Source organism: Streptomyces sp. NPDC040545, from assembly GCF_055595065.1.
In genome coordinates this window covers 206,359-228,343 of the sequence record NZ_JBVIWA010000006.1, presented here as the reverse complement: position 1 = coordinate 228,343, position 21,985 = coordinate 206,359, and the positions used below count along the sequence as shown (strand labels likewise).

Sequence of the window (21,985 nt, the reverse complement as noted above, 5' to 3'; positions counted from 1 at the left end):
TGTTGCACAGGGCGCGACGGTGTGTAAGGCGTTTGGCAACATCCGCTACGTTCTTGCTTCTGGTATATGCCGTAGGCCTTCCGACCTGTCCGCGGCGTGCGAACGAATCCGGTCAGGCGAACTCCGGGGCGCCGCAACGGCATCAGCCGGTGGGGGTCGTTCCGCCGCGGGAACGGCGGCCGGAATCAGGCCATCCGGTGGCCGTCGCTCGATCGTACGGCCGAGATGTACGAGTCCTGCCCGCCGCGGGAATTGCGTAAGGAACGGATCAAGGCGGGCCCCCGGGATGCCCCCGAACGAGTGATGTCGCCGTACATGACGCGGCGTGATCGGGGCTTCCCATCGCCCTGCCGGGTCGCTACCCTACGTGCCGGTAATAAACCGGGGGAGGTCTGCGCGGGCGGACCCGCGCAGCGTGGGGACTCACAACGACATGACCGGGCAGCACGACGCCACGGGGCAGAGCCGCCGTTCCTTCCTCACCTACCTCGTGGCCGCGCCGACCCTGGCCCTGGTCACCCGGGCCGGCGCCGACGCGCTGGCCCCCCAGCCCGCCCGTGCCGCGGTGCCCTCCCTGCCGGCCATCGCCGACCTGGTCGACCTGGGAGACCTGTTCATCCTGGCGGGCGCACCCACCTCGGCCCTGCTGGCGCTCGCCGTCGAGGCGGACGGCACCATCCGCTTCCGGCTGCCGCGCGAGGAGGTCGGCCAGGGCCTCACCACCGCCGTGGCCATGCTGGTCGCGGAGGAACTCGACGCGCCGCTGGCCGACGTACGCGTGGAGCTGGACGATGCCCGCCCCGAGCTCCTTTTCAACCAGCTCACCGGATCCTCCAACTCCATCCGCTCCCTCTACGGGCCGGTCCGCCAGTGCGCCGCCACCGCCCGGGCCCGCCTCGTCGCGGCCGCCGCCCGCCGCTGGAGCCTGGCCCCGGCCTCGCTGACCACCTCCGGCGGCACCGTCCGCGCCCCCGACGGCCGCACCGCCGGCTACGGCGACCTCGCCGCGGCCGCCGCCGACCCCGGACTGACCGTCCTCGGCGCCACCCCCAAGAAGCGGGCCGAGCACACCCTCGTGGGCAGGCCGACCGGCCGCGTCGACGCCCGCGCCATGGTCACCGGCACCCTGCAGTACACCCTCGACCTCGACGTGCCCGGCGCCAAACCCTGCGTCGTGCGCCGCCCGCCCACCCTCGGCGGCACCGTCCGCACCGTCACCAACCTCGCCGCCGTCCGGGCCATGCCCGGTGTCCTGCACGTGGTGACCGTCCCGACCGGGGTCGCCGTCGTCGCCGAGACCTTCGGGCAGGCCATCGACGCCAAGGCGGCCCTCCAGGTCACCTGGGGCCCCGGACCCGCCGACCAGCTGTCCGACGACGGGATCCGCGCCAAGCTGCGCGCCGCCACCCCGCCGTTGCTGGTCCCGCCGCTGCTGACCCCGTACGTCGACGCCGAGTTCGACTTCGCCTTCGTCAGCCACGCCCCGATGGAGACCAACTGCGCCATCGCCGACGTGCGCGAGGACCGGGCCGAGATCTGGTCCGGCCTCAAGTCCCCGATCGTGGCGCGCGAGACCATCGCCGCCGATCTCGGCCTGCCGCTGTCCAAGGTCACGGTGCACGTGGTCCAGGCCGGCGGCTCCTTCGGCCGGCGGCTCTTCTTCGACGCGGCCCTGGAGGCCGCCCGTATATCCAAGGCCTGCCGCCGGCCGGTCCGGCTCATGTGGACCCGCGTGGACGACACCCGGCACGGCCGGATGCGCCCCGCGACCCACCACAAGATCCGCGCCACCCACCTGCTGGGCGAGGTCCTCAGCTTCGAGCACCGCGTCGCCGCCGCCGAGACCGACTTCCGGCACGGCCTGGGCGAGATCATCACCGCCACCGCGGCCCGTCTGCCGCTGGGCATCGGCAACGCCACCCTCGCCCAGACCCTCTTCCTGACCACGGTGAAGTCCCCGTACCACTTCGGACTCACCACCCAGGCCCTCACCGAGGTGCCCACCGGGATCCCCACCGCCTCATGGCGCTCGGTCTACTCCGCCAACACGCGCGGAGCCGAGGAGATCGTGGTCGACGAACTCGCCGCCCGGACGGGCCGGGACCCGTACCGTTTCCGGCGCACCTTCCTGAAGACCGACGCCCAGCGCGCCGTACTCGACAAGGTGGCCCAGGAGGGCAACTGGGGGCGGCCGATGGAGGCCGGTCGCGCGCAGGGCATCGCCTTCCACGAGGAGTACAAGTCCCGCACCGCGTGCCTCGTCGAGATCGACACCCGGGACCCCGGCCACGTCCGCGTCACCAAGGCCGTCATCGCCGTGGACGTGGGACTGCCGGTCAATCCGCGCGGACTGGAGGCCCAGATGATCGGCGGCCTCACCGACGCGATCTCCACCACCCTGCGCGCCGGGCTGCACCTCGACAAGGGGCTTCCGCTGGAGGGCAGCTACAGCCAGTTCCACTGGGCCAGGCAGCGCGACACCCCGCTCGACGTACGGGTCTTCGTGCTGCCGGCCACCGGCGAGGAGCCGGGTGGCGCGGGCGAGCTCGGCGTGCCCGCCGCCGTCGGCGCGATCGCCAACGCCTGGGCCAGGGCCACCGGTTCCCAACCCCGCAGCTTCCCCCTCGACTTCGACGTCGACTTCACCCCCTACCCCCGGTAGTCCCGGATCCAGGAGTACGCAGTGCCCTCGCACACCTTCACCGTCAACGGGCGGAGCGTCACCGTGGACGCGCCCGACGACCTGCCCCTGCTGTGGGTGCTCCGCGACATGCTGGGCGTCCGCGGCCCCAAGTACGGCTGCGGGGTGGACGTCTGCAAGGCCTGCACCAGCCACCTGGACGGCGCCGACATCCGTCCCTGCGTGGTGCCCGTCTCCGCGTGCGCCGGCCGCACGGTGACCACCATCGAGGGCCTGGCGAACGGGGACGACCTGCACCCCGTGCAGGAGGCCTGGCTCGAACAGGACGTCGCCCAGTGCGGCTTCTGCCAGCCCGGCCAGATCATGGCCGCCGTCGCCCTGCTGAAGCGCACGAGCGAGCCCACGGACGAGGACATCGACGCCATCGCCAACATCTGCCGCTGCGGCACCTACTTCCGCATCCGGGAGGCCATCCGCAGCGCGGCGCGCAAGATGTGAGGTGCGGTGCGATCCCGGGACCTCTCCCGGCGCCCGTTCGCCGCAGCCGCCGGGATCGGATGACACAAGCCTCAAGAAGGGTGATTCATTGATCAAATGCACGATCATGCACGAATGAGGCGTATCAATGTGAAACGCGTGCTGGTCGGCGAGCCCCTCGACACCTCCCGCCTGGGCGAGACCCTGCTGCCCAAAAGACTCGCCCTGCCGATCTTCTGCAGCGACCCGCTCTCCTCCGTGGCCTACGCCACCGAGGAGATCCTGCTGATCCTCGCCCTCGGCGGCGTCGCCCTGCTGCACCTCACCTGGTACGCGGCCGCCGCCATCGTCTTCCTGCTCATCGTCGTCGTCGCCTCGTACCGGCAGACCTGCCACGCCTACCCGGGCGGGGGCGGCGCCTACGTCGTCAGCTCGGAGAACCTCGGGCAGACCGCCGCGCTCACCGCCGCCAGCGCCCTGCTCGTCGACTATGTGATGACCGTCGCGGTCTCCATCGTCTCCGGCGTCTCCGCCATCACCTCGGCCGTTCCCTCGCTCAGCGACCACGAAGTGGTCCTGTCCGTCGCCTTCGTGGTCCTGCTGACCCTCATGAACCTGCGCGGCGTACGGGAATCGGGCCGCGTCTTCGCCATCCCCACCTACGGCTTCGTCCTCGTCATCTACCTCATGTTCGCCGTCGCCGCCGTACGGCTCGGGACCGGCGACACCATCCGCGCCGAGTCCGCCGACCTCCCGATCACCCCGGTCGGCACCTACACCGGACTCGCCCTGGTGTTCCTCACGATGCGCGCCTTCGCCTCCGGATGCACCGCCCTCACCGGCGTCGAGGCCATCAGCAATGGCGTTCCCGCCTTCCGCAAGCCCAAGGCGAAGAACGCCGCGAGCACGCTCGCCGCGATGGGCGTGCTCTCCGTGACGATGTTCGCCGGCATCACCGCCCTGGCCATGTCGTACCAGGTGCACGTCGCCGCCGACCCCACCGAACTGGGCCTGCCCCCGGGCGCCGCGACCTCCACCGCCCTCGCCCAGATCGGCCGCGCCACCTTCGGCAGCTGGCACTTCCTCTTCTACCTGCTCCAGGCCGTCACCGCGGGCGTCCTGATCCTCGCCGCGAACACCGCCTTCAACGGCTTCCCGATGCTCGCCTCGATCCTGGCCAAGGACCGGTACGCGCCCCGCCAGCTCTTCAACCGCGGCGACCGGCTGGTCTACTCCAACGGCGTCGTACTCCTCGCACTCGCCGCCATCGCCCTCATCGTGGCCTTCGACGCCGAACTGACCCGCCTCATCCAGCTCTACATCATCGGCGTCTTCGTCTCCTTCACCCTCTCCCAGTCGGGCATGGTCCGGCACTGGAGGAAGGCCCTCGCCTCACCCGCCACCCCGCGCGAGGAGCGGATCCACATCCACCGCAGGCTCGCCATCAACGCCGTCGGCGCCACCCTGACCGCCCTGGTCCTGGTCATCGTCCTGCTCACCAAGTTCACCCACGGCGCCTGGCTGGTGGTCATCGCCATGCCGCTGCTCTTCCTCGGCATGAAGGGCGTCCGCCGCCACTACGACCAGGTCGCGCGCCAGGTCGCCATCGCTCCCGACGCCATCCCGCGCAGGCCCGCCCGCCATCACGTCCTGGTCCTGGTCGCCGCCGTGCACGCCCCGACGCTCAAGGCCATCGGCTACGCGCAGGGGCTGCGCCCGGACACCCTGACGGCGGTCACGGTCGCGGCGGACGAGAAGGAGGCGGCCGGGCTGCGCGAGGCGTGGGCCGAGCACGACACCGGCCTGCCGCTGAAGATCCTGCACTCGCCGTACCGGGAGGTGGTGGGCCCGATCCTGGCCCACGTCGAGGAACTGGCCGCCGACTCGGGCACGGACATGCTGTCCGTGGTGATCCCCGAGTACGTGGTGGGCCACTGGTGGGAGCAGCCCCTGCACAACCAGAACGCCCTGCGGCTGAAGGCGCGGCTGTTCTTCACGCCGGGCGTCGCGGTGATCGACGTGCCGTACCTCCTGGAGTCCGCGAGGCCCGCGGATCCGGCGCGTCGCGGCGGCTAGCGGGCTCCGCCTCGACGCGCTGCAGCACCGCCGAGTGCGCCAGCGCCAGCTCCACCACCTGCCGGGGGTCGGACAGGGAGCGGCCGGTGAGCTGCTCCAGACGCCGCAGCCGGTTGGAGACGGTGTTGCGGTGGCAGTACAGGCGCTGCGCGGCGTCCGTGGTCGAGCCCCGGCAGGCCAGCCAGGTGCCCAGGGTGGTCAGGAGCGTCCGCCGGTCCTCCGCGGACAGCGCGAGCACCGGACCGAGCACCACCTGGCGCAGCCGGCCGGCGAGCTCGGCCTGGGCCGCGACCAGCGCCGCCGGCAGCCGTTCGTCCAGCAGCGCGGTGCGCGGGCCCTCGGACTCGGGGGCGGTGCGCAGTGCGAGGGCGGCCAGCCGGCGCGCCCGAGCCAGCTCGGCCGGTGCCTCGACGACCGGGCCGACCCCGGCCCGCACCCCGAGGGGCGCGAGCAGGTCCCGTACGGACTCCAGCGGGTGGTGGCCCAGGTCCACCAGGCCGATCTGCTCGTCGGCGCGGATGCGCCACAGCACACGCGGAGCGGAGGCGGCTCCGGGCCCCCCGGGCGGCGCGGCCGGCGCGACGGGGGCGACCGGGGTGCCGGACGCGCCGGGGGCCAGCACGACCACCGTGAAACGGCCCGGCGCCGGCAGCCCCAGCTGCGCGGCGGCGGCTTCGGCGGCTTCGGCGGCTCCGGTGGCTTCGGCGGACGAGGCCGGCGGCCCGCCCGCGCCGTCGAGCAGCACGTCCAGCAGGGCCGCCCGGCGCTCCCGGTCCCGGTCGGCGTGCGCGGCCTCCGTCCGGCGGTACGACTCGGTCACCGCGTCCGTCATCTGGTCCAGTACGTCCCACAATGCGGCCGCTCCGGGCAGCAGCCGGGGCAGCGCCGCCCGGTCGTGCGCGGTCACGGCCTCTATGAGGCTCTGCCAGAGCAGCCGGCCGCCACGGCGGTAGGTGCGCAGCAGGGATGCGAGCGGCAGCCCCTGCTCGGCCCGGAGCGTGCCGACGGCCCGGGCGTCGGCGAGCTCCACCGGCAGGCCCCGGGAGCTGCGCAGCAGCCCCTCGACGGCCTGGCGGAGGGTGTGGTGGATCCGCTCGCGCAGCTCGGCCCGGCCCAGCAGGGCTGCGTAGGCGGGGTCCTCGGCCAGCGTCCGGTCGGCGAGCCGGTCCGCCGCCACGGCGATCCGGCGGGACAGGTCCTCGCGTATCTCCTCGATGATCCGCTCCATGACGCGCAGCCTGACACGGGGGAGGGGGCGGTGGGGAGGGTCCGGACCGGGCACGTCCGCGACCGTGTGCGCATCACTGCACCTGCAGTGCTCACCCGATGTGTCCCACCGATACCCGGGGACCCGCCCATGCGCCAGAACCCGCAGCGCCGCGCCGCACTGCTCGACGCCGCCATCGAAGTCCTGGCACGCGAGGGCTCGCGCGGCCTGACCCTGCGCGCGGTGGACGCCGAGGCGGGCGTGCCCACGGGCCCCGCCCCGAACTCCAGGCGGCCGGCAGGGCGTGGTCCTGATGTACCTGGCGACGCTCGGTCTGATCGTGGACGACCTGACCGCGCCCGCCATGCTGGAGGCGCACCCGGCGCACGGGCTCATTCGGACGATGGTCGAGCGCCTCCTCCCGGAGAAGCCCGCGGACTGACTATCGTGCCGGTGAACAAGCACCGGCGGGGTGGGGACACCGTGGGGAGTGCGGACATGGCGGACATCGCAGAGGACGTGGCGGACGGGATCCGGTGGCTGGCCCACTGGGACCAGTGGTTCGCCGGTCTGACCTTCGCCCGGGGGATAACCCCCGACGAACTCGCCGCGCGGCTCGGCGCGCTCCCGGGCGTGCGCCCCGGGCCGCTGGGCGCGCTCGACGCCTGGAGCATGGTCACCGAGACCGTGGACGGCGACGGCGTGGCCCGGGTCGGCCGGTGGGGCGGCTGGTCCTTCGCCGTCGAGCACGGTCTGCCGGCCGGAGCGGAACGGCTCGCGGAGGTCTCCCGGGGCGGCGTGGAGGCCGTCCACCTCGACCCGCAGCCCGACCACCCGCCCAAGCAGTTCGCGTACGCCCGGGACGGCGAGCTCGTGTGCTGCTTCGGCCTCGGCGAGGAATGCTGGCGCGGCGGCCACCGGCCGGACTTCCTGCTCCCGGAGCTGGTCGCGGCCGGCATCCTCACCCCGGACGGCACGTGCGCCCGCCCGGCCGGTGAAGCGGACGCGGACCGCGACCGCCACACCCTCGCCGTCGTGGAACGCCGCTTCGGGCTCTCCCTGCCGCGCCACCTGATCGCGGACACCCCGCTCCCGGCGTACGTGACCTGCACGCGCTAGTGCTGTGACCGGGCCCGGACCGGGTCCAGGGCCGGGATGCGGTGATCTTATGCTCAGGTTTACGCGCGTCCGCTGGTTTTGCGCCCGGTGAGCCACTTTGATGGGTTTGCCAGGCCTCGTACCGGAGCAGGGGGACTAGTCATGGGCACCGACCACAGTCAGAAGGACAGCACACCCACCCTGATCGGCTCCGTGCAGCGCGCACTGCGCCTCCTGGAAGCGATGTCCGCGGAGGGCGGGGTGACGGCCAAGAGACTCGCCCGGCTCACCGGGATCCCTTTGCCGACCGTCTACCACCTGCTGCGCACCCTCAGCCATGAGGGCTACGTGCAGCGCGAGGGAGGGTCCTTCCGCCTCGCGGACGATCTTCCGCTCGCTTCGTGATCAAATACCGACGCGTTCCGGCCAAGGTCTCGCACCCTTCCTGGCATGTTCCAGCGGAAAATGCCAGAACACCCTTTCGTGCACTGGAACTTGAGTAAGTTCCCTCCTGTCGCGCCGTACGACCGTGCACTCAGCACGTCCGGCCGGGAGGGGAGCCCGCGTGCCCGGGATCGACGAATGCCTGCTCGAAGCCATGGCCCTGCCTGGTGCGCGGGGGGCCGCGCTGGTCGACTGGAGCAGCGGACTGGCCCTCGGCACCGCGGGGGAGTCGCCCGTGGGCGACCACGAGACCACCGCCGCCGAGACCGCCGAACTGGCTCGGGCGGCAGCCGAGTACGAGTCCTTCGCCCCGGCGGAGACCGACCCGGCACACGGTGGCGGAGCCGTTCCCTCCGCCGGTTCGTCCGCCGGCTTACCGGCCGGCCCGCCTGTCGAGGATCTGATCGTCACCACCCGCACTGGATACCACGTACTGCGCTTCGTCGAGACGAGCTTCGACAGCAGCGTATTCCTGCACCTGTGGCTCGACCGCGCCGACGGCAATCTCGCCCTCGCGCGCCACAGGCTCCGTGCCCTGGCGGAGGGGCTGGTACTCAGATGACCACCCCGGCCACCGCCACGGCCGCGAACGCCTTCGCCGCTGTCTCCCCCCTTCTCACCCGACTCGCCGCGGAGCGCGCCACCGGCGCCCTGCTCCGCGACCGCGGCACCCTCTTCCTGGAGGACGGCCGAATAGTCCACGCGGAGAGCCCGGCCACCCCCGGTCTCGACGTACTGCTCACCACCGGCGGCGGCCTCGCCCCCGAACGCTGGCGCGAGGCCGTGGACCGGGCCGGTGCCCGCGGCCAGGTCGCCCGCTTCCTGGTGGACAGCGGCGGGCTCGCCGGCGGAGAGCTGGAGATATGCCACCTCGCCGCCATATTCGACGCCGCCTTCTTCGCACTCTCCCCGGGCAGCGGGCCCTCCCGCTTCCGCCGCGGGGCCACCCACTGGATCGGATCCGTCCGTTCCGTTCCCGCCGCCGCCGTCGAACGGGAAACACGGCGCCGCCGGGACCTGCTCGACGCGGTCTGGCCGTACCCCCTGCTGGACACCTCTCCGGTCGTCCCCCGTGCGGCCGCGCCGGGCCAGACGATCACCTCCCGGCAGCGGGCCCTGCTGCACCAGGCCGACGGCCTGCGCACCCCGGCCGACCTCGCGTGGGTCCTGGGCCGGCCCGCCTTCCACACCCTGCTCGACGTCCGGCGCCTCGCGGCGGCCGGACTGGTCGAGACCCCGCACACCCCGGCCCCGCCACCGGCCGTGGCGCCCCTGCCCGACTGGATGACCGAGGCCCAATCCCCGGACGTGGCGCTGCTCCGCCGGTTACGCGACGCACTGGAGGCAAGTCTGTGAGGCTCCCGCTGCGACCGGCCCTGCGCGCCGACCGCTCCGAGCGAAGGCAGCCCGAAAGGAGAAAGGCCGACATGAGTACGGTGCCCCCCGAGACGGAGGCCGAGATACTCGCCGAGCTCCGCAGGCTGCGGGCCCGGGTACCCCAGCTCACCGGCGCGCTCGCCGCGAGCGCCGACGGTTTCGTGCTGGCCCAGGACAGCGCCGCGGCCGAGGCGGAGTCCGTCGCGGCGCTGACCGCCGCCGCCCTCGGGGTGGCCCAGCGGCTCAGCGACTGCACCGGTCAGGGCGCCTTCCGCGAACTGCTCGTGCGCGGCGAGGACGGATACGTCGCCACCTATGCGGCGGGACTGGCGGCGGTCCTCACCCTGACCGCCGAACCGCGCGTCAACGTCGGACGGCTCCACCTCGAGGCCCGGCGCTCCAGTCTCCGGATAGCAGAACTGATCGACCACACCCTCGGGCGACGCGGTCCCGGAGCCGCGCCCGGGTGATCCGCGTTCCGGCCGGCGGCAGGGCCTGACCCGTCCGGCGCGTGCCGCCACGGCCGCACCCAGCTACAGCCAGTCACATTCCCTCACATCCCAGTCACAGTGAAACGAGAAAGAGGACCCTCTCATGGTCAATGTGGAGACCGCACTCAAGGAAGCCACCACCACGATCGAAGGCGCGATCGGTGCCGCGCTCGTCGACTACGGCAGTGGTATGGCCCTCGGCACGATCGGGGGCGGCAAGGACCTCGACCTCGCGGTCGCGGCGGCGGGCAACACGGACGTGGTGCGCGCCAAGGTCCGCACGATGGAGATGCTCGGCCTCAAGGACGAGATCGAGGACATCCTCATCACCCTCGGCAGCCAGTACCACCTGATCCGGCTGATGAAGGCCCGCGGTTCCACGGGCTTCTTCCTCTACCTGGCGCTCGACAAGGGACGCGCCAACCTCGCGATGGCCCGGCATCAACTGAAGAAGATCGAAGCAGAGCTGGAGGTCTGACCGGCCCTGCCGGGCACGGTCGGGCCGCCTCCCACTGCATCGCCGAAGTGGCGGACGGCTGAATTCTTTTGCCGTCCGCCCTGGCAGTTGGCTTCGTATGCCCCATATGGGTGGAGTTTATGACTCTGTTACAGAGTAGGATGCTGTGAGCAGCTGATCATCGACAAAGCATAAAACGCTGGAGAAACCGCCACCCATGCCGCCGCGCCTGAGTATCGTCGTCCCCGTCTACAACGTAGAGCTCTACCTCGACGAGTGCCTGGAATCCATCGCATCCCAGACCTTCGAAGACTTCGAGGCCATCCTCGTGGACGACGGGTCCACGGACACCAGCGCCGTCATAGCCAAGGCGTTCGCCGCCAAGGACAAGCGTTTCCGCGTCGTGATGCAGGACAACGCGGGCCTCGGTGCGGCCCGGAACGTGGGCGCGCGCCACGCCGACAAGGACAGCGAGTACCTGGCCTTCGTCGACAGTGACGACACGATGCCCGACTACGCCTACCAGCGGCTCATCGACGCGCTGGACGAGACGGGTTCGGACTTCGCGGGCGGCAACGTGAAGCGCTTCCGCTCCGTCGGCATGCAGCAGTCCTGGGGACACCGGGCCGCCTTCGCCCGCACCCAGCTGAAGACCCACATCTCGAAGTTCCCGGCGCTGGTCACCGACCGCACCGCGTGGAACAAGGTCTACCGGCGCAGCTTCTGGGACCGGCACGGCTTCCAGTACCCGGAAGGCATCCTCTACGAGGACGCCCCGGTCAGCATCCCCGCGCACTACTTCGCCTCCAGCGTCGACATCATCAGCGACTGCGTCTACCACTGGCGCGTCCGCGAGACCGGCGAGCGCTCCATCACCCAGCGCTCCACCGACCCGATCTCCCTCATCGACCGGGTGAAGTCCGTACGCCTGGTCCGCGAGTCCCTCAAGGCCAAGCAGGGCGCCAAGTACGCCCGCTACCTGCGCGACTACGACCACAACGTGCTGAGCGAGGAACTCCCGCTCATCTACAAGTACGTCGACGAGGGCGGCCCCGACTTCCGCGCCGCGTTCGTCAAGGAGGTCGGCGGACTCGTCCGCGAGATCGGCACCGGGCCCTGGTCCGACCTGACCGTCGCCGACCGGCTCAAGGCGTACCTCGCCGGCGAAGGCCGCGTCGAGGACTTCATCGCGCTCCAGCACCACCAGCGCGACTACAACTACAGCGTGCCGGTCAAGGGCCTCGCCCGCCCGCAGGCGGACTACCCCTTCCTGCAGGGCCGTCCGCCGGTTCCGGCCAAGATCCTCACCCTCGGCCCGCGCGAGCGCCGCGTCGTCAGCCGCCTGGAGCAGGCGACCTGGGCCGACGGCAAGCTGCTGCTGCGCGGCTACGCCCTCCCCGGCCACCTCGGTGCGGAGAGCCGCCTCGGCTCCCGCAAGATGCTGGTCTTCCGCGAGGGGAACAAGCGCCGCCGCTCCGTCGTCGGCACCCGTACCGTCGCCTCCCCGATGGCCACGGTGAAGGCGCCGCACCTCGCCCTGCGGCACGCCGACTGGGCCGGCTTCACCGCCGTCGTCGACCCCTCGATCTTCCAGTCGGGCGGCAAGTGGAACCAGGGCATATGGACCACGTCCATCGCCGTCACCGGAGCCGGCGGGCTGCACCGCGCCCGCCTGCGGGGCGGCGAGAACGACACCGGCCAGAACCCGCCCGCGCACTGGGTGGCCCCCGATGTCCGGATCGTCCCGGCCGTCTCCGGCGCCCTCACCATCCAGGTGGAGATCGCCCGCGCCCGCGCCCTGGACGTCCACGCCGCAGGTGACGACGCCGTCGAGATCACCGGCGAACTCTCCGCCGAGGCCGTCGGATCCACCGCGCTGAAGGCCGTCCACGTCACCACGGGCACCGTCCTTTCCTTCCCGCTGGAGACCGCGGCGTCCGGCGCCGGCCGGGCCTCGTTCACCGCCCGCGTCCCGCTGGCCGACCTGGCCGCCGTGGCGGACGCCGCGTGCGAGCCCGGCGAGTGGGCCCCCGAGCCCTGGAGCCTGTCCGCCATCGGCCCCGACGGCACCGAGCACCGCATGGTCCACGACGAGCGCGGTGGATTCGACGGCCTCGTCCTGCCCCTGCCCGGTGAGGACGGGGGCCGCTCCCTCTTCGCCAAGCGCGGCAACACCGGACACCTGACGCTCTCCGTGCAGCCTTCCCCGCCGCTGGTCGACGAGGTCACCGCCGAGGACGGCACCCTCACCCTGCGGGGCCGCTTCCTCGCGCCGACCGACGAGCCGTACGAGTTCGTCCTGCACAACGCGCACGGCGCGGAGTTCAGCTACCCCGTCACCCGTGACGGGGACACCTTCGAGGCCGTCTTCCAGCCCGTGCTCCCCGAGGCGTACGCCGGCCGCACCACGCTCCCCGAGGGCCGCTGGTGGCCGACGCTGCGCCCGGCCGCCCAGGGCGGAACCACCGCCGGACTGCTCGGTGTCGACCGCGGCGCCCCCGTACAGATGGGCCCCGGCCTGCTCTTCGCCGGGCCGCACCCGCTCACCGTGCAGGGCCGCCGGATGCGGGTCGAGACCCGCTTCTACGACCGCATGGTGCTGGTCGCCGACCCGCTGATCAGCCCGCACGACCGCTCCAACTACGCGCAGCGCGTCGCCCGCTTCGAGACCTACCCGGCGCAGCGCGCCCTGCCGGTCAAGGACATCGTCGTCTACGACACCTTCCAGGGGCAGGGCGCCGGCGACTCGCCGCGCGCCATCCACGAGGAACTGGTGCGCCGCGGCGAGAAGCTGGAGCACATCTGGCTGGTCCGCGACGGCCGGACCGAGGTCCCGAAGACCGCCCGCGCCGTCCAGTACAACAGCGTGGAGTCGTGGGAGGTGCTGGCCCGCGCCCGCTACTTCGTGACCAACGACAACGTGCCGCAGCGCTTCCAGCGCCGCTCCGGACAGGTCGTCGTACAGACGTGGCACGGCACGCCGATCAAGCAGATCGGTCACGACTTCGTGCACGACTACTACACGAGCCCGGAGATCCTGGAGGGGCTGGCGCACGACAGCGCCCAGTGGACCCTGCTGGCCTCCCCGAGCTCCTACGCCACGCCCCTCCTCAAGCGCGCCCTCGGCTACGACGGCGAGGTCATCGAGGCCGGCAGCCCGCGCACGGACGCGCTGGTGCGGCCCGACGCGCAGCGGATCGCCGAGGTCCGGCGGCGGCTCGGCCTGCCCGAGGGCAAGAAGGTCGTCCTCTACATGCCCACCTGGCGCGAGAACAACGAGGGCTTCTCGGGCGGCTACAAGCTCGATCTGCGCATCGACCTGGACCAGGCCCGCCGCGAGCTGGGCGAGGACCACGTCCTGCTGATCCGTAGCCACCACCACGTGACGGAGCAGGTCCGCGACGGTGTCCGCGACGGGTTCGTCGTCGACGTGTCGCGCTGGCCCGACGCGGCCGACCTGCTGCTGGTCGCCGACGTGCTGATCTCGGACTACTCCTCCGCGATGTTCGACTTCGCGCACACGGACCGGCCGATCCTGCTCTTCACGTACGACCTGGAGCACTACCGCGGTACGCTGCGCGGCTTCAACTTCGACCTGGAGGCGAAGGCGCCGGGACCGCTGCTGGCGGACTCGGCGAGCCTGATCGAGGCCGTGCGCAACGCGGACGCGGTCGGGGCGGAGTACGCCGAGGCGCGGGCGGCGTTCCGCGCCGAGTTCTGCGACCTGGACGGCGGCAACGCCGCCGAGCGCGTCGTCGAGCGCATGCTGGCGATGGGCGCGGCGCCCGCCAAGTAGGCCGAACGGGCGAATTACCGGCTGAACGCGAACCGGCCCCGGACCCACCGATGAATTTCGGGTCCGGGGCCGGTCTGTATGTGAGGGACGGTGTCCACCGTCCACGCACCGGCCCGGAGGCAGAGATGAGCGGCAACGGATTCACCACGTGTCTGTGGTTCGACGGCAACGCGGAAGCGGCCGCCGACTACTACCTGTCCGTCTTCAAGGACGGCAAGCTCGGCCGGATCGGCCGGTACACGGAGGCGGGCCCCGGCCAGGCCGACTCCGTGATGGTCGTGGAGTTCGAGATCAACGGCCAGCAGTTCATCGGGCTCAACGGTGGCCCGCAGTTCCCCTTCACCGAGGCGATCTCCTTCCAGATCCGCTGCGCCGACGAGGCGGAGGCGGACTACTACTGGGACGCGCTGACCGGCGGCGGTGGCGAGGAGGGCGTCTGCGGCTGGGTCAAGGACAGGTTCGGCGTGTCCTGGCAGGTCATCCCGCCGGGCGCCATCGACCTGATCGCCGACCCGGACCCCGGCCGGGCTGCCCGGGCCACCGCCGCCATGATGCGGATGAAGAAGTTGGACGTGGCGGAAATGCGCCGGGCGGCGGACGCGGGTCAGGGCCAGGGCCAGGGCTAGGGCTAGGAGCAGAGCTCGGGCCGGGGCCGGGGCCAGGGCTAGGACGTGGCGAACCTGGCCAGCAGGGCCGGCAGGGCGGTGCCGATCGGTTCCCGGACGATCTCGTCGGCCAGTGGGTCGTACGGGGTCTCCTCCGCGTTCACGATGATCAGCCGGGCCCCGGCCTCCGCGGCCATCCCGGCGAGCGACGCGGCGGGCTGCACCTGGAGGGTCGACCCGACGGCGATGAAGACCTGGCACCCCTTGGCCACGGCCATCGCCTGCCCCAGCACCTCGGGGTCGAGCCGCTGGCCGAACATCACGGTCGCCGACTTGAGGATCCCGCCGCACGCCAGGCAGGCGGGATCCGGCTCCCCGGCAGCCACCCGGGCCAGCGCCTGGTCCATGCCCGACCGGGCGTGGCAGGCCGTGCACACCACCGACCGGGCGCTGCCGTGCAGCTCGAACACCTTGCGGTCGGGCATCCCGGCGAGCTGGTGCAGCCCGTCCACGTTCTGGGTGATCACCCGCACGGGGGTGCCACCGCGCTCCAGCTCCGCCACGGCCAGGTGCGCGGCGTTCGGCCGTGCTCCGAGCGCGCCGATCTCGGCGCGCATCAGCCAGGAGCGGCGCCGGATCTCCGGATCGGCCATGTAGTGCGCGTACGTCACGAGCTTTTCGGCGTCGGGATCCTGCCGCCACAGGCCCTGGGGCCCCCGGTAGTCCGGAATTCCGGAATCGGTGGACATTCCGGCCCCGCTGAACACTGCGACAAGTGGCTTCCCCATGCATCGACCCTACGTACGGGTGAGGGTCGCCCGCGAGCCCATTTCCGCGCACCGGCCGGAGGGTCGTTTCTGCGGTGAATCCCGCCCCCCACTGGAGTGAGATCCGGGCCCCGCCCTCCCGATCCACCGGCTCGGCGGGTACAAGACCGGACATGATGCTCAAGCCGTACCGCCTCGGTGCCCTGCTGCTGACCCTGCTCGCGCTACCGGTCATGCCGTCCGTTCCCGCCCTCGCCGCGCCCGCCGCCCCCGGGGGGAGGGGACACACCGCTGCCCAGATCAGCGACTTCCTCATCAGCTTCTACGGTGACCACGGTCCCTCCGCGCAGGACCGGGAGAACCAGGTCTCGCAGGTCCTCAAAGAGAGACAGCAGGTCAATGAGGAGCTCGACGTCCTGCTCTGCGCCCATGACGAGCCGCAGGACATCAGCATCGGCCCGGTCACCGTCGCGAAGACCGCCTCGGTGGGCTGGGCCACCGTGACCACCCACTGGGCCTCCGGCAGCACCGACACCTTCACCGCGTACGTGCGCCTCGATTCCAACCCCATCCGGCTCGACGACGTGATCTGCGCAGGCTGAAATCCTTACGGTGATCGACGCGGCCGTTCATAGGGTGGGCGCATGGCTACGACAACCGCGACCACCACCACCGTCCTCCACTGCAGCGACCCGTTGAACGAACGCCGGGTCGACGCCCACTTCGCGGCGGAGGCCCGGCAGTTGCGCGCCACCGGGGGCACGGCCCTGCTCATCGACCACGACGCGCTGCTCGCCGGGGACGCCGAGCGGGCCGTCGCACGCGTGCCGGAAGGGGCCGGAGCCGTCTGGTACCGGGGCTGGATGATCCCCGCCGACCGGTACGCCGCACTGGACGCGGCCCTGCGCCGGCGCGGCGCCGAGCTCGTCGTCACCCCGGAGGCGTACCGCCGGGCGCACGAACTCCCCGGCTGGTACGAGACCTTCGCGGGCCTGACCCCGGTCAGCGGCTGGCTGCCCGCGGGGCCGGGGGCGGTCCCGGACCCGGAGGGGCTCGCGGCCCTCGCGGCGGGCCTGCCGCCGGGGGCCGCCGTCGTGAAGGACTACGTGAAGTCCCGCAAACACGAGTGGGACGAGGCCTGCTACGTGCCCGACCTCGCCGACCCCGCCGCGCTGCACCGCCTCGTCGCCCGCTTCGTCCAACTGCAGGGCGAGTTCCTGGCGGGCGGGGTGGTGCTGCGGGCCTTCGAGCACTTCGTCGTGCCGGAGGCGGCGGCCGCGGAGATACGGGTGTGGTGGCGGGACGGGGTGCCCCGGCTGGTCACCGCCCACCCCGACAGCCCGGTCACCGCGATCCCGCGAGCGTCCCTCGAACCGGCCCTCGAACCGGTCCGGGCGGCCGTCGAGGCGCTGGGCTGCCCCTTCGTGACCACCGACCTCGCGCTGCGCGCGGACGGGGTCTGGCGGGTCGTCGAAGTGGGGGACGGTCAGGTCAGCGACCTTCACCGGGAGGCCGATGAGGCCGAGTTCGTCCGTATTCTGACGGCTGATCACGCACCCCTGCGCACACCGGACCCATCTGGTACAACACCGGCATGACGGGATTCGAGATCGTCGGCGCGAGCGCCGCCGACATGAAGCTGATCCGCGACTGGGCCGAGGAGGAGGGCTGGAATCCGGGGGACTCGGACCGGTTCGCCTTCGCGGTCGCCGACCCGGAGGGATTCCTCATCGGGCGGCTGGACGGCGAGCCGGTGGCCTGCATCTCCGCCGTGCGGTACGGCGCGGGCTTCGGCTTCATCGGCTTCTACATCGCCCGGCCGGCCGTCCGCGGACAGGGGTACGGCATCCGGCTGTGGCACGCCGGGATGGAACGGCTCGACGGGCGGCTCGTGGGGCTGGACGGGGTCGTCGACCAGCAGGACAACTACCGCAAATCAGGCTTCCGTCGGGCCTGGAACAACTTCCGCTACGAAGGCACCCCACAGGGGGGCGACGACGGCGCGGTCGAGATCGTGGACGCGGGCACCCTGCCCTTCGGCCGGCTCGCCGCCTACGACCGGCGGTTCTTCCCCGCGCCGCGGGACGCCTTCCTGTCCGCCTGGACCGGGCTGCCCGGCCGCACCGCGCTGGCCGCCGTCCGGGACGGCCGCATCGAGGGCCTCGGCGTGATCCGCCCCTCCAGCGCCGCCCACCGGATCGGCCCGCTCTACGCGGCCACCCCGGCGGTGGCGGCGGCCCTGCTGCGGGGGCTGGCCCGGCACGCCCCCGACGGGCTGGTGTCCGTGGACGTACCGGACGCCAACCCGGCGTCCGGCGCGCTCTTCGAACGCCTCGGCCTCGCCCCGGCCTTCGAGACGGCCCGGATGTACACCGGCCCGGCACCGCACTTCGCCCTGCCGGAGCTCTTCGGGGTGGCCAGTCTCGAACTCGGATGAACATTCAGCCGTGTTGCCGGAGGACCGACAAGATGCCTCCTCGGCATGGGCGGTGGCAACCGCCGGCGAGCCGGGCCGGACGGCGGTCGCACGGCGCCGCCCGGCCCGTCGCTTCACGAGGGGTCAGAAGCCGAACAGCGCGCCGGAGGTGTTCCGCAGGCCGCACGGATTGGCGAACGTGTACGTGTAGCTGAGCCGACGGCCCTGCCACACGCCGACGGCCGCCACCGTCATCGGGTTCCACTCCCGGGTACAGACGGCGTCGGAGGCCGGCGCCGCGAGCGGGTCGAGCTGCGAGCCGTTCGCGCGTAATTCGGCGCACGCCGCGGCCGGCTGCGGGTGCGTCCCGCCGGGCGCCGGCGAGCAGACGAGGGTCACCGCGCGCATGACCGTGCCCGTGTCGGCATCGGGTCCGGCCGTCACGCTGACCACCAGCGCGGACGGCGCGTACAGGCTCTCCGTACCGGTCGGTGCGGCTCCGGCCGTACCCGGCCAGGCCAGCGCGGTGAGCGCGGTGAGCGCCATGGCGGCGGAACCGAGCCCGAGACCCTTTGCGATGGACCGCATTTCGAACACTCCCTTGGGTTGGTGTTTCGGATAGCGGACGCAGTCTTGCCGACCCGGGCCGTGAACGCCCGTTCGGACCCCCATTTTCCGTCACCGATCGTGTACGAATGAATGCAGACCGCAGCCGTGCGCGCGGGCTGACCTGTGGGGAAGCGGGCCGCCGAATCGGCCGAACACCGACCGGGACACCTCCCCGAAACCTGCCGCGCCACGCCTGTGATCTGCCCGGACGGGGTCTGGGCCCCCTCCCGGGGTAGGGCCGGCCCCACCCCGGGGACACAGACTGGGCCCGCTGTGCCGCGCCGCCCCCGACGGTTGGCTGGGGGGCATGGAAAACGACGCGATCCAACTCAAGGACGTCACCCGGGTCTTCGGAGCGGGCGACCGGGCCGTCACCGCCCTCGACCGGGTCTCCCTGGACTTCCCGCGGGGCACCTTCACCGCCGTCATGGGCCCTTCCGGCTCTGGCAAGTCCACCCTGCTGCAGTGCGCGGCAGGACTCGACCGGCCCACCTCCGGCAGCGTGCGGGTGGGCGGCACCGAACTCGGCGGGCTCGGCGAGACCCGGCTGACCCTGCTGCGCCGCGACCGCATCGGCTTCGTCTTCCAGGCCTTCAACCTGCTGCCCGCCCTGACCGCCGAGCAGAACGTCGCCCTGCCCCTGCGGCTGGCCGGCCGCCGCCCGGCCAGGGCCGAGGTCCGTGAGGTCCTGGCCCGGGTGGGCCTCGGCGACCGGGCCCGGCACCGGCCCGCGCAGCTGTCCGGCGGCCAGCAGCAGCGCGTGGCCCTGGCTCGGGCCCTGATCACCCGCCCGGAGGTGCTCTTCGGCGACGAACCCACCGGCGCCCTGGACTCGCAGACCGGCCGCGAGGTGCTCACCCTGCTCCGGGCCATGGTCGACACCGAACGCCAGACCGTCGTCATGGTCACCCACGACCCCGTGGCCGCCTCCTACGCGGACCGCGTGGTCTTCCTCGCCGACGGCCGGCCGAACGGTGAACTCCGGGGCGCGCACGCCCAGGACATCGCCGCCCGCATGACCGCGCTGGAGGGAGCGCCGTGCTGACCATCGCCCTGCGCACCGCGCGCGCCCGCTGGGTCACCTTCGCCGGAAGCTTCGTGGCCCTGGCGCTCGGCGTCGGCCTCATCGCCACCATGGGCCTCGGACTCGCCGCCACGCTCGACGCCCCGCAGCGCCTCCCGGAACGGTTCGCCCAGGCCCCCGTCGTCGTCAAGGGCGACGACGTGTTGCGCGTCCCCGTCCCGGGCGGGGAGCGCACCGGCAGGCTCGCCCACCCCCGTCCCGTCACCCCCGAACTCGCCCGGCGGCTGGCGGCCCTCGGCCCGGCCACCGAGGACCGGTCCTTCCCCGTCCGCGCCGAGGGCGGGCCGAAGCAACTGGTCGGCCACCCCTGGTCGGTCGCCGCCTTCGCCCCGTACACCCTGGACGCGGGCCGTCCCCCGCGCTCCGACGACGAGGTCGTCACCACCGGCTGGGCCCGGCCCGGGGCCCGGATCGGCACCGACCACGGCCCCGTGACCGTGGTCGGCACCGTCGCCGACCGCGGCTTCGAGGACGCCGTCTTCTGGACCGACGCCCGCGCCGCCCGGATCTCGCCCGCCATCGACCACCTCGTCGTCGCCGCCGACCCGACCGCCGTACAGGACGCCGTACGGCCGCTCCCGGGCCAGGACACCGGCGCACGGGTCCTGACCGGCCCGGACCGCCGCCTCGCCGACCCCGACCCCGAGCGGGACGGAGAGGCCCTGCTCGCCGTGAACGCCGCACTCGGCACCGCGGGCGGCGTCACCGGCTTCGTCTCGGTGTTCGTCGTCGCCTCCACCTTCGCCTTCGCCGTCGCCCAGCGCCGCAAGGAGTTCGCCCTGCTGCGCACGGCCGGCGCCACCCCGGGCCAGATCCGCCGCACGGTGGTCGCCGAGGCGCTGCTGCTCGGCGTGGTGGCCTCCGCCGCCGGCTGCCTGCTCGGGGCGTACGGGGCGCCCGTGTTCGTCGCGCACCTGGTGGACGAGGGCCTCGCACCCGGCTGGTTCGCCGTCGGTGACGCCACCTGGCCCTACCACGGGGCCTTCTGGGCCGGTCTGCTCGTCGCCCTCGCTGGAGTCGTCGCCGCGTCCTGGCGGGCGGGCCGGGTCGCCCCCTCCGAGGCGCTGCGCGAAGCCGCCTTCGAGACGCGGACCATGACCCCGGGCCGCTGGATCCTCGGCGCGGGACTGCTGCTGGCGGGCCTCGGCACCCTGGCCCACGCCCTGCTCACCGACCCGTCGGACCTGCTCCACCGCAAGACGTACACCAGCCGCCCCATGCTGTTCATCGTCGCCTTCGCCCTGCTGTCACCGGTGCTGGTGCGGCCGCTGGTCCGGCTGGTCGCCTGGCTCCCCGCCCGGCTGCCGGGCGCCGGCGGGATGCTGATCAGGGAGAACGCGGCGGCCGGCATCCGCCGAACCGCGGCCGTCGCCGCCCCCGTCCTGGTCACCGTGGCCCTCGCCGGATCCCTGCTGGGCACCACCGCCACGCTGAACGAGGCCAAGGCCGCCGAGATCCGGCAGCGGACCATCGCCGATCACGTCGTCACGGCCGGTGCGGGCGGGTTCGATCGGGCCACGGTCGAGCGGATCCGGGCCGTACCCGGAACGGAGATCTCCGCCACCGCGGCGACCGCCGTCCACGTGCTGGAGGAGGGCACGGCGCTCATCCGCTCCGACGCCCGCGCCGCGGATCCCGAGGCCCTGGCCCGGACCGCCCAACTGCCCCTCACGGCCGGATCGGTCACCGACCTCGACGACGACTCGGTCATCGTCACCGCGGAATGGGAGCGGCACACCGCCGGGTCCACCGTCGAGGTGTGGCTCGGTGACGGCACCCGCAAGGTCCTGCGGATCGCGGCCGTGATGAGCGTGGGCACCGGCGGCAACGGGGCCTACGTCACCCCCGCCAACGCCCCCGGCGCGAGGGTGGACCGGATCGACGTACGCCTCGCCCCGGGCGCGGACGGCGCGGCGGTCGGAGCCGCGCTGGCCGAGGCGGCCCGGCAGGCCGGGGGCCGCGTCCTCACGAAGGACCGGTGGCTGGCCGAGAACCGCCCCGGGACCGCACACACCACCCGGACCGGCTTCCTGCTGGTCCTCGGCATCGCCCTGCTCTACACGGGTATCGCGCTCGCCGGCACCCTGGTCATGGCCACCTCCGACCGGGCCCGAGACCTCGCGGTGCTGCGCCTGGCCGGAGCCACCCGGTGGCAGGTCCTGCGGCTGGTGGCGGGGGAGTCCCTGCTGGTGGTCCTCGTCGGCGCGGTCACCGGGACCCTGGTCGCCGCCCTGAACCTGGCCGGGGTCCGGGCGGCGCTCGGCCTCCTGGATGTCAGGAGCGCCCTCGTGATCCCGTGGGGCGCCCTCGGGGCGACGTCCGCGGCCTGCGCGGCCGTGGCGGTGGTCTCCGCGGTCGTCCCGGCCGCGCTGTGCCTGCGGCGCGCGGCGGCCGGGATGGCGGGGGTGCGTGACTGAGGGCTTGGGGGGTGTCTTGCCGG

The 21,985-nt window shown here is 72.8% G+C and carries 20 protein-coding genes and 1 pseudogene; 18 read left to right on the top strand and 3 right to left on the bottom strand.

Annotated elements, in window-relative coordinates:
* The first annotated feature begins 433 nt into the window (after positions 1-433).
* The 3 genes from ACZ573_RS15205 (at position 434) to ACZ573_RS15195 (ending at position 5,194) form a co-directional block, all read left to right on the top strand.
* A complete protein-coding gene (locus ACZ573_RS15205) occupies positions 434-2,662 on the top strand; it encodes a xanthine dehydrogenase family protein molybdopterin-binding subunit (protein WP_471303774.1) in 2,229 nt (742 codons plus the stop codon).
* A gap of 21 nt (positions 2,663-2,683) precedes the next feature.
* A complete protein-coding gene (locus tag ACZ573_RS15200; protein ID WP_327733902.1) occupies positions 2,684-3,139 on the top strand; it encodes a (2Fe-2S)-binding protein in 456 nt (151 codons plus the stop codon).
* Positions 3,140-3,253: 114 nt separating this feature from the next.
* Positions 3,254-5,194 (top strand): APC family permease, encoded by a 1,941-nt coding sequence (locus ACZ573_RS15195; RefSeq protein ID WP_471303771.1) that lies wholly within the window; start codon positions 3,254-3,256, stop codon positions 5,192-5,194.
* Here the strand turns inward: ACZ573_RS15195 and ACZ573_RS15190 are convergent.
* Positions 5,112-6,422, bottom strand: coding sequence for a helix-turn-helix domain-containing protein (locus ACZ573_RS15190; protein ID WP_471303769.1), 1,311 nt, complete (start codon positions 6,420-6,422; stop codon positions 5,112-5,114). The genes ACZ573_RS15195 and ACZ573_RS15190 overlap by 83 nt on opposite strands.
* A 129-nt stretch (positions 6,423-6,551) precedes the next feature.
* Here ACZ573_RS15190 and ACZ573_RS15185 point away from each other — a divergent pair.
* From ACZ573_RS15185 to ACZ573_RS15140, 10 genes and pseudogenes are all read left to right on the top strand, one after another.
* Positions 6,552-6,686, top strand: a pseudogene (locus ACZ573_RS15185) (TetR/AcrR family transcriptional regulator); the annotation flags it as partial.
* 28 nt (positions 6,687-6,714) lie between these two features.
* Entirely contained in the window at positions 6,715-6,843 is a 129-nt protein-coding gene (locus ACZ573_RS15180; protein ID WP_471304125.1) for a hypothetical protein, read from the top strand.
* Between the two features lie 56 nt (positions 6,844-6,899).
* Positions 6,900-7,520 (top strand): DUF6461 domain-containing protein, encoded by a 621-nt coding sequence (locus ACZ573_RS15175; RefSeq protein ID WP_471304110.1) that lies wholly within the window; start codon positions 6,900-6,902, stop codon positions 7,518-7,520.
* A gap of 141 nt (positions 7,521-7,661) precedes the next feature.
* A complete protein-coding gene (locus tag ACZ573_RS15170; protein ID WP_030723034.1) occupies positions 7,662-7,904 on the top strand; it encodes a helix-turn-helix domain-containing protein in 243 nt (80 codons plus the stop codon).
* Between the two features lie 160 nt (positions 7,905-8,064).
* The gene (locus tag ACZ573_RS15165; protein ID WP_189966848.1) at positions 8,065-8,505 is read left to right on the top strand and encodes a hypothetical protein; all 441 of its coding nucleotides are present in this window, start codon (positions 8,065-8,067) and stop codon (positions 8,503-8,505) included.
* The gene (locus ACZ573_RS15160; RefSeq protein ID WP_471303767.1) at positions 8,502-9,299 is read left to right on the top strand and encodes a transcriptional regulator; all 798 of its coding nucleotides are present in this window, start codon (positions 8,502-8,504) and stop codon (positions 9,297-9,299) included. The genes ACZ573_RS15165 and ACZ573_RS15160 overlap by 4 nt, the downstream gene beginning before the upstream one ends.
* A gap of 71 nt (positions 9,300-9,370) precedes the next feature.
* A complete protein-coding gene (locus ACZ573_RS15155; RefSeq protein ID WP_301373166.1) occupies positions 9,371-9,790 on the top strand; it encodes a roadblock/LC7 domain-containing protein in 420 nt (139 codons plus the stop codon).
* Positions 9,791-9,914: 124 nt separating this feature from the next.
* Positions 9,915-10,289, top strand: coding sequence for a hypothetical protein (locus tag ACZ573_RS15150; protein WP_471303764.1), 375 nt, complete (start codon positions 9,915-9,917; stop codon positions 10,287-10,289).
* A gap of 196 nt (positions 10,290-10,485) precedes the next feature.
* Positions 10,486-14,064: a bifunctional glycosyltransferase/CDP-glycerol:glycerophosphate glycerophosphotransferase gene (locus ACZ573_RS15145; protein ID WP_471303762.1), complete on the top strand. Its 3,579-nt coding sequence runs from the start codon at positions 10,486-10,488 to the stop codon at positions 14,062-14,064.
* Between the two features lie 125 nt (positions 14,065-14,189).
* Entirely contained in the window at positions 14,190-14,690 is a 501-nt protein-coding gene (locus ACZ573_RS15140; protein WP_471303760.1) for a VOC family protein, read from the top strand.
* A gap of 38 nt (positions 14,691-14,728) precedes the next feature.
* Here the strand turns inward: ACZ573_RS15140 and ACZ573_RS15135 are convergent, their stop codons facing one another.
* On the bottom strand, positions 14,729-15,457 hold the full coding sequence (locus ACZ573_RS15135) for an SIR2 family NAD-dependent protein deacylase (RefSeq protein WP_471303757.1): 729 nt from the start codon (positions 15,455-15,457) through the stop codon (positions 14,729-14,731).
* Positions 15,458-15,609: 152 nt separating this feature from the next.
* Here ACZ573_RS15135 and ACZ573_RS15130 point away from each other — a divergent pair, with 152 nt between their 5' ends.
* Genes ACZ573_RS15130 through ACZ573_RS15120 form a run of 3 tightly spaced genes read left to right on the top strand, consistent with a single transcriptional unit; the run spans position 15,610 to position 17,873 of the window.
* Positions 15,610-16,038: a hypothetical protein gene (locus ACZ573_RS15130; protein ID WP_471303755.1), complete on the top strand. Its 429-nt coding sequence runs from the start codon at positions 15,610-15,612 to the stop codon at positions 16,036-16,038.
* A gap of 42 nt (positions 16,039-16,080) precedes the next feature.
* Positions 16,081-17,034, top strand: coding sequence for an ATP-grasp domain-containing protein (locus tag ACZ573_RS15125; RefSeq protein WP_471303753.1), 954 nt, complete (start codon positions 16,081-16,083; stop codon positions 17,032-17,034).
* The gene (locus tag ACZ573_RS15120; RefSeq protein ID WP_471303749.1) at positions 17,031-17,873 is read left to right on the top strand and encodes a GNAT family N-acetyltransferase; all 843 of its coding nucleotides are present in this window, start codon (positions 17,031-17,033) and stop codon (positions 17,871-17,873) included. Before ACZ573_RS15125 ends, ACZ573_RS15120 begins: the two co-directional genes overlap by 4 nt.
* A gap of 123 nt (positions 17,874-17,996) precedes the next feature.
* Here ACZ573_RS15120 and ACZ573_RS15115 read toward each other — a convergent pair whose 3' ends face one another.
* On the bottom strand, positions 17,997-18,440 hold the full coding sequence (locus tag ACZ573_RS15115) for a subtilase-type protease inhibitor (RefSeq protein ID WP_471303747.1): 444 nt from the start codon (positions 18,438-18,440) through the stop codon (positions 17,997-17,999).
* Between the two features lie 328 nt (positions 18,441-18,768).
* Between ACZ573_RS15115 and ACZ573_RS15110 the strand changes: the two genes are divergently transcribed.
* Together ACZ573_RS15110 and ACZ573_RS15105 are read left to right on the top strand one after the other, a co-directional pair.
* The gene (locus ACZ573_RS15110; protein ID WP_471303744.1) at positions 18,769-19,506 is read left to right on the top strand and encodes an ABC transporter ATP-binding protein; all 738 of its coding nucleotides are present in this window, start codon (positions 18,769-18,771) and stop codon (positions 19,504-19,506) included.
* Positions 19,500-21,962 (top strand): ABC transporter permease, encoded by a 2,463-nt coding sequence (locus ACZ573_RS15105; protein WP_471303742.1) that lies wholly within the window; start codon positions 19,500-19,502, stop codon positions 21,960-21,962. The genes ACZ573_RS15110 and ACZ573_RS15105 overlap by 7 nt, the downstream gene beginning before the upstream one ends.
* Positions 21,963-21,985: the final 23 nt, after the last annotated feature.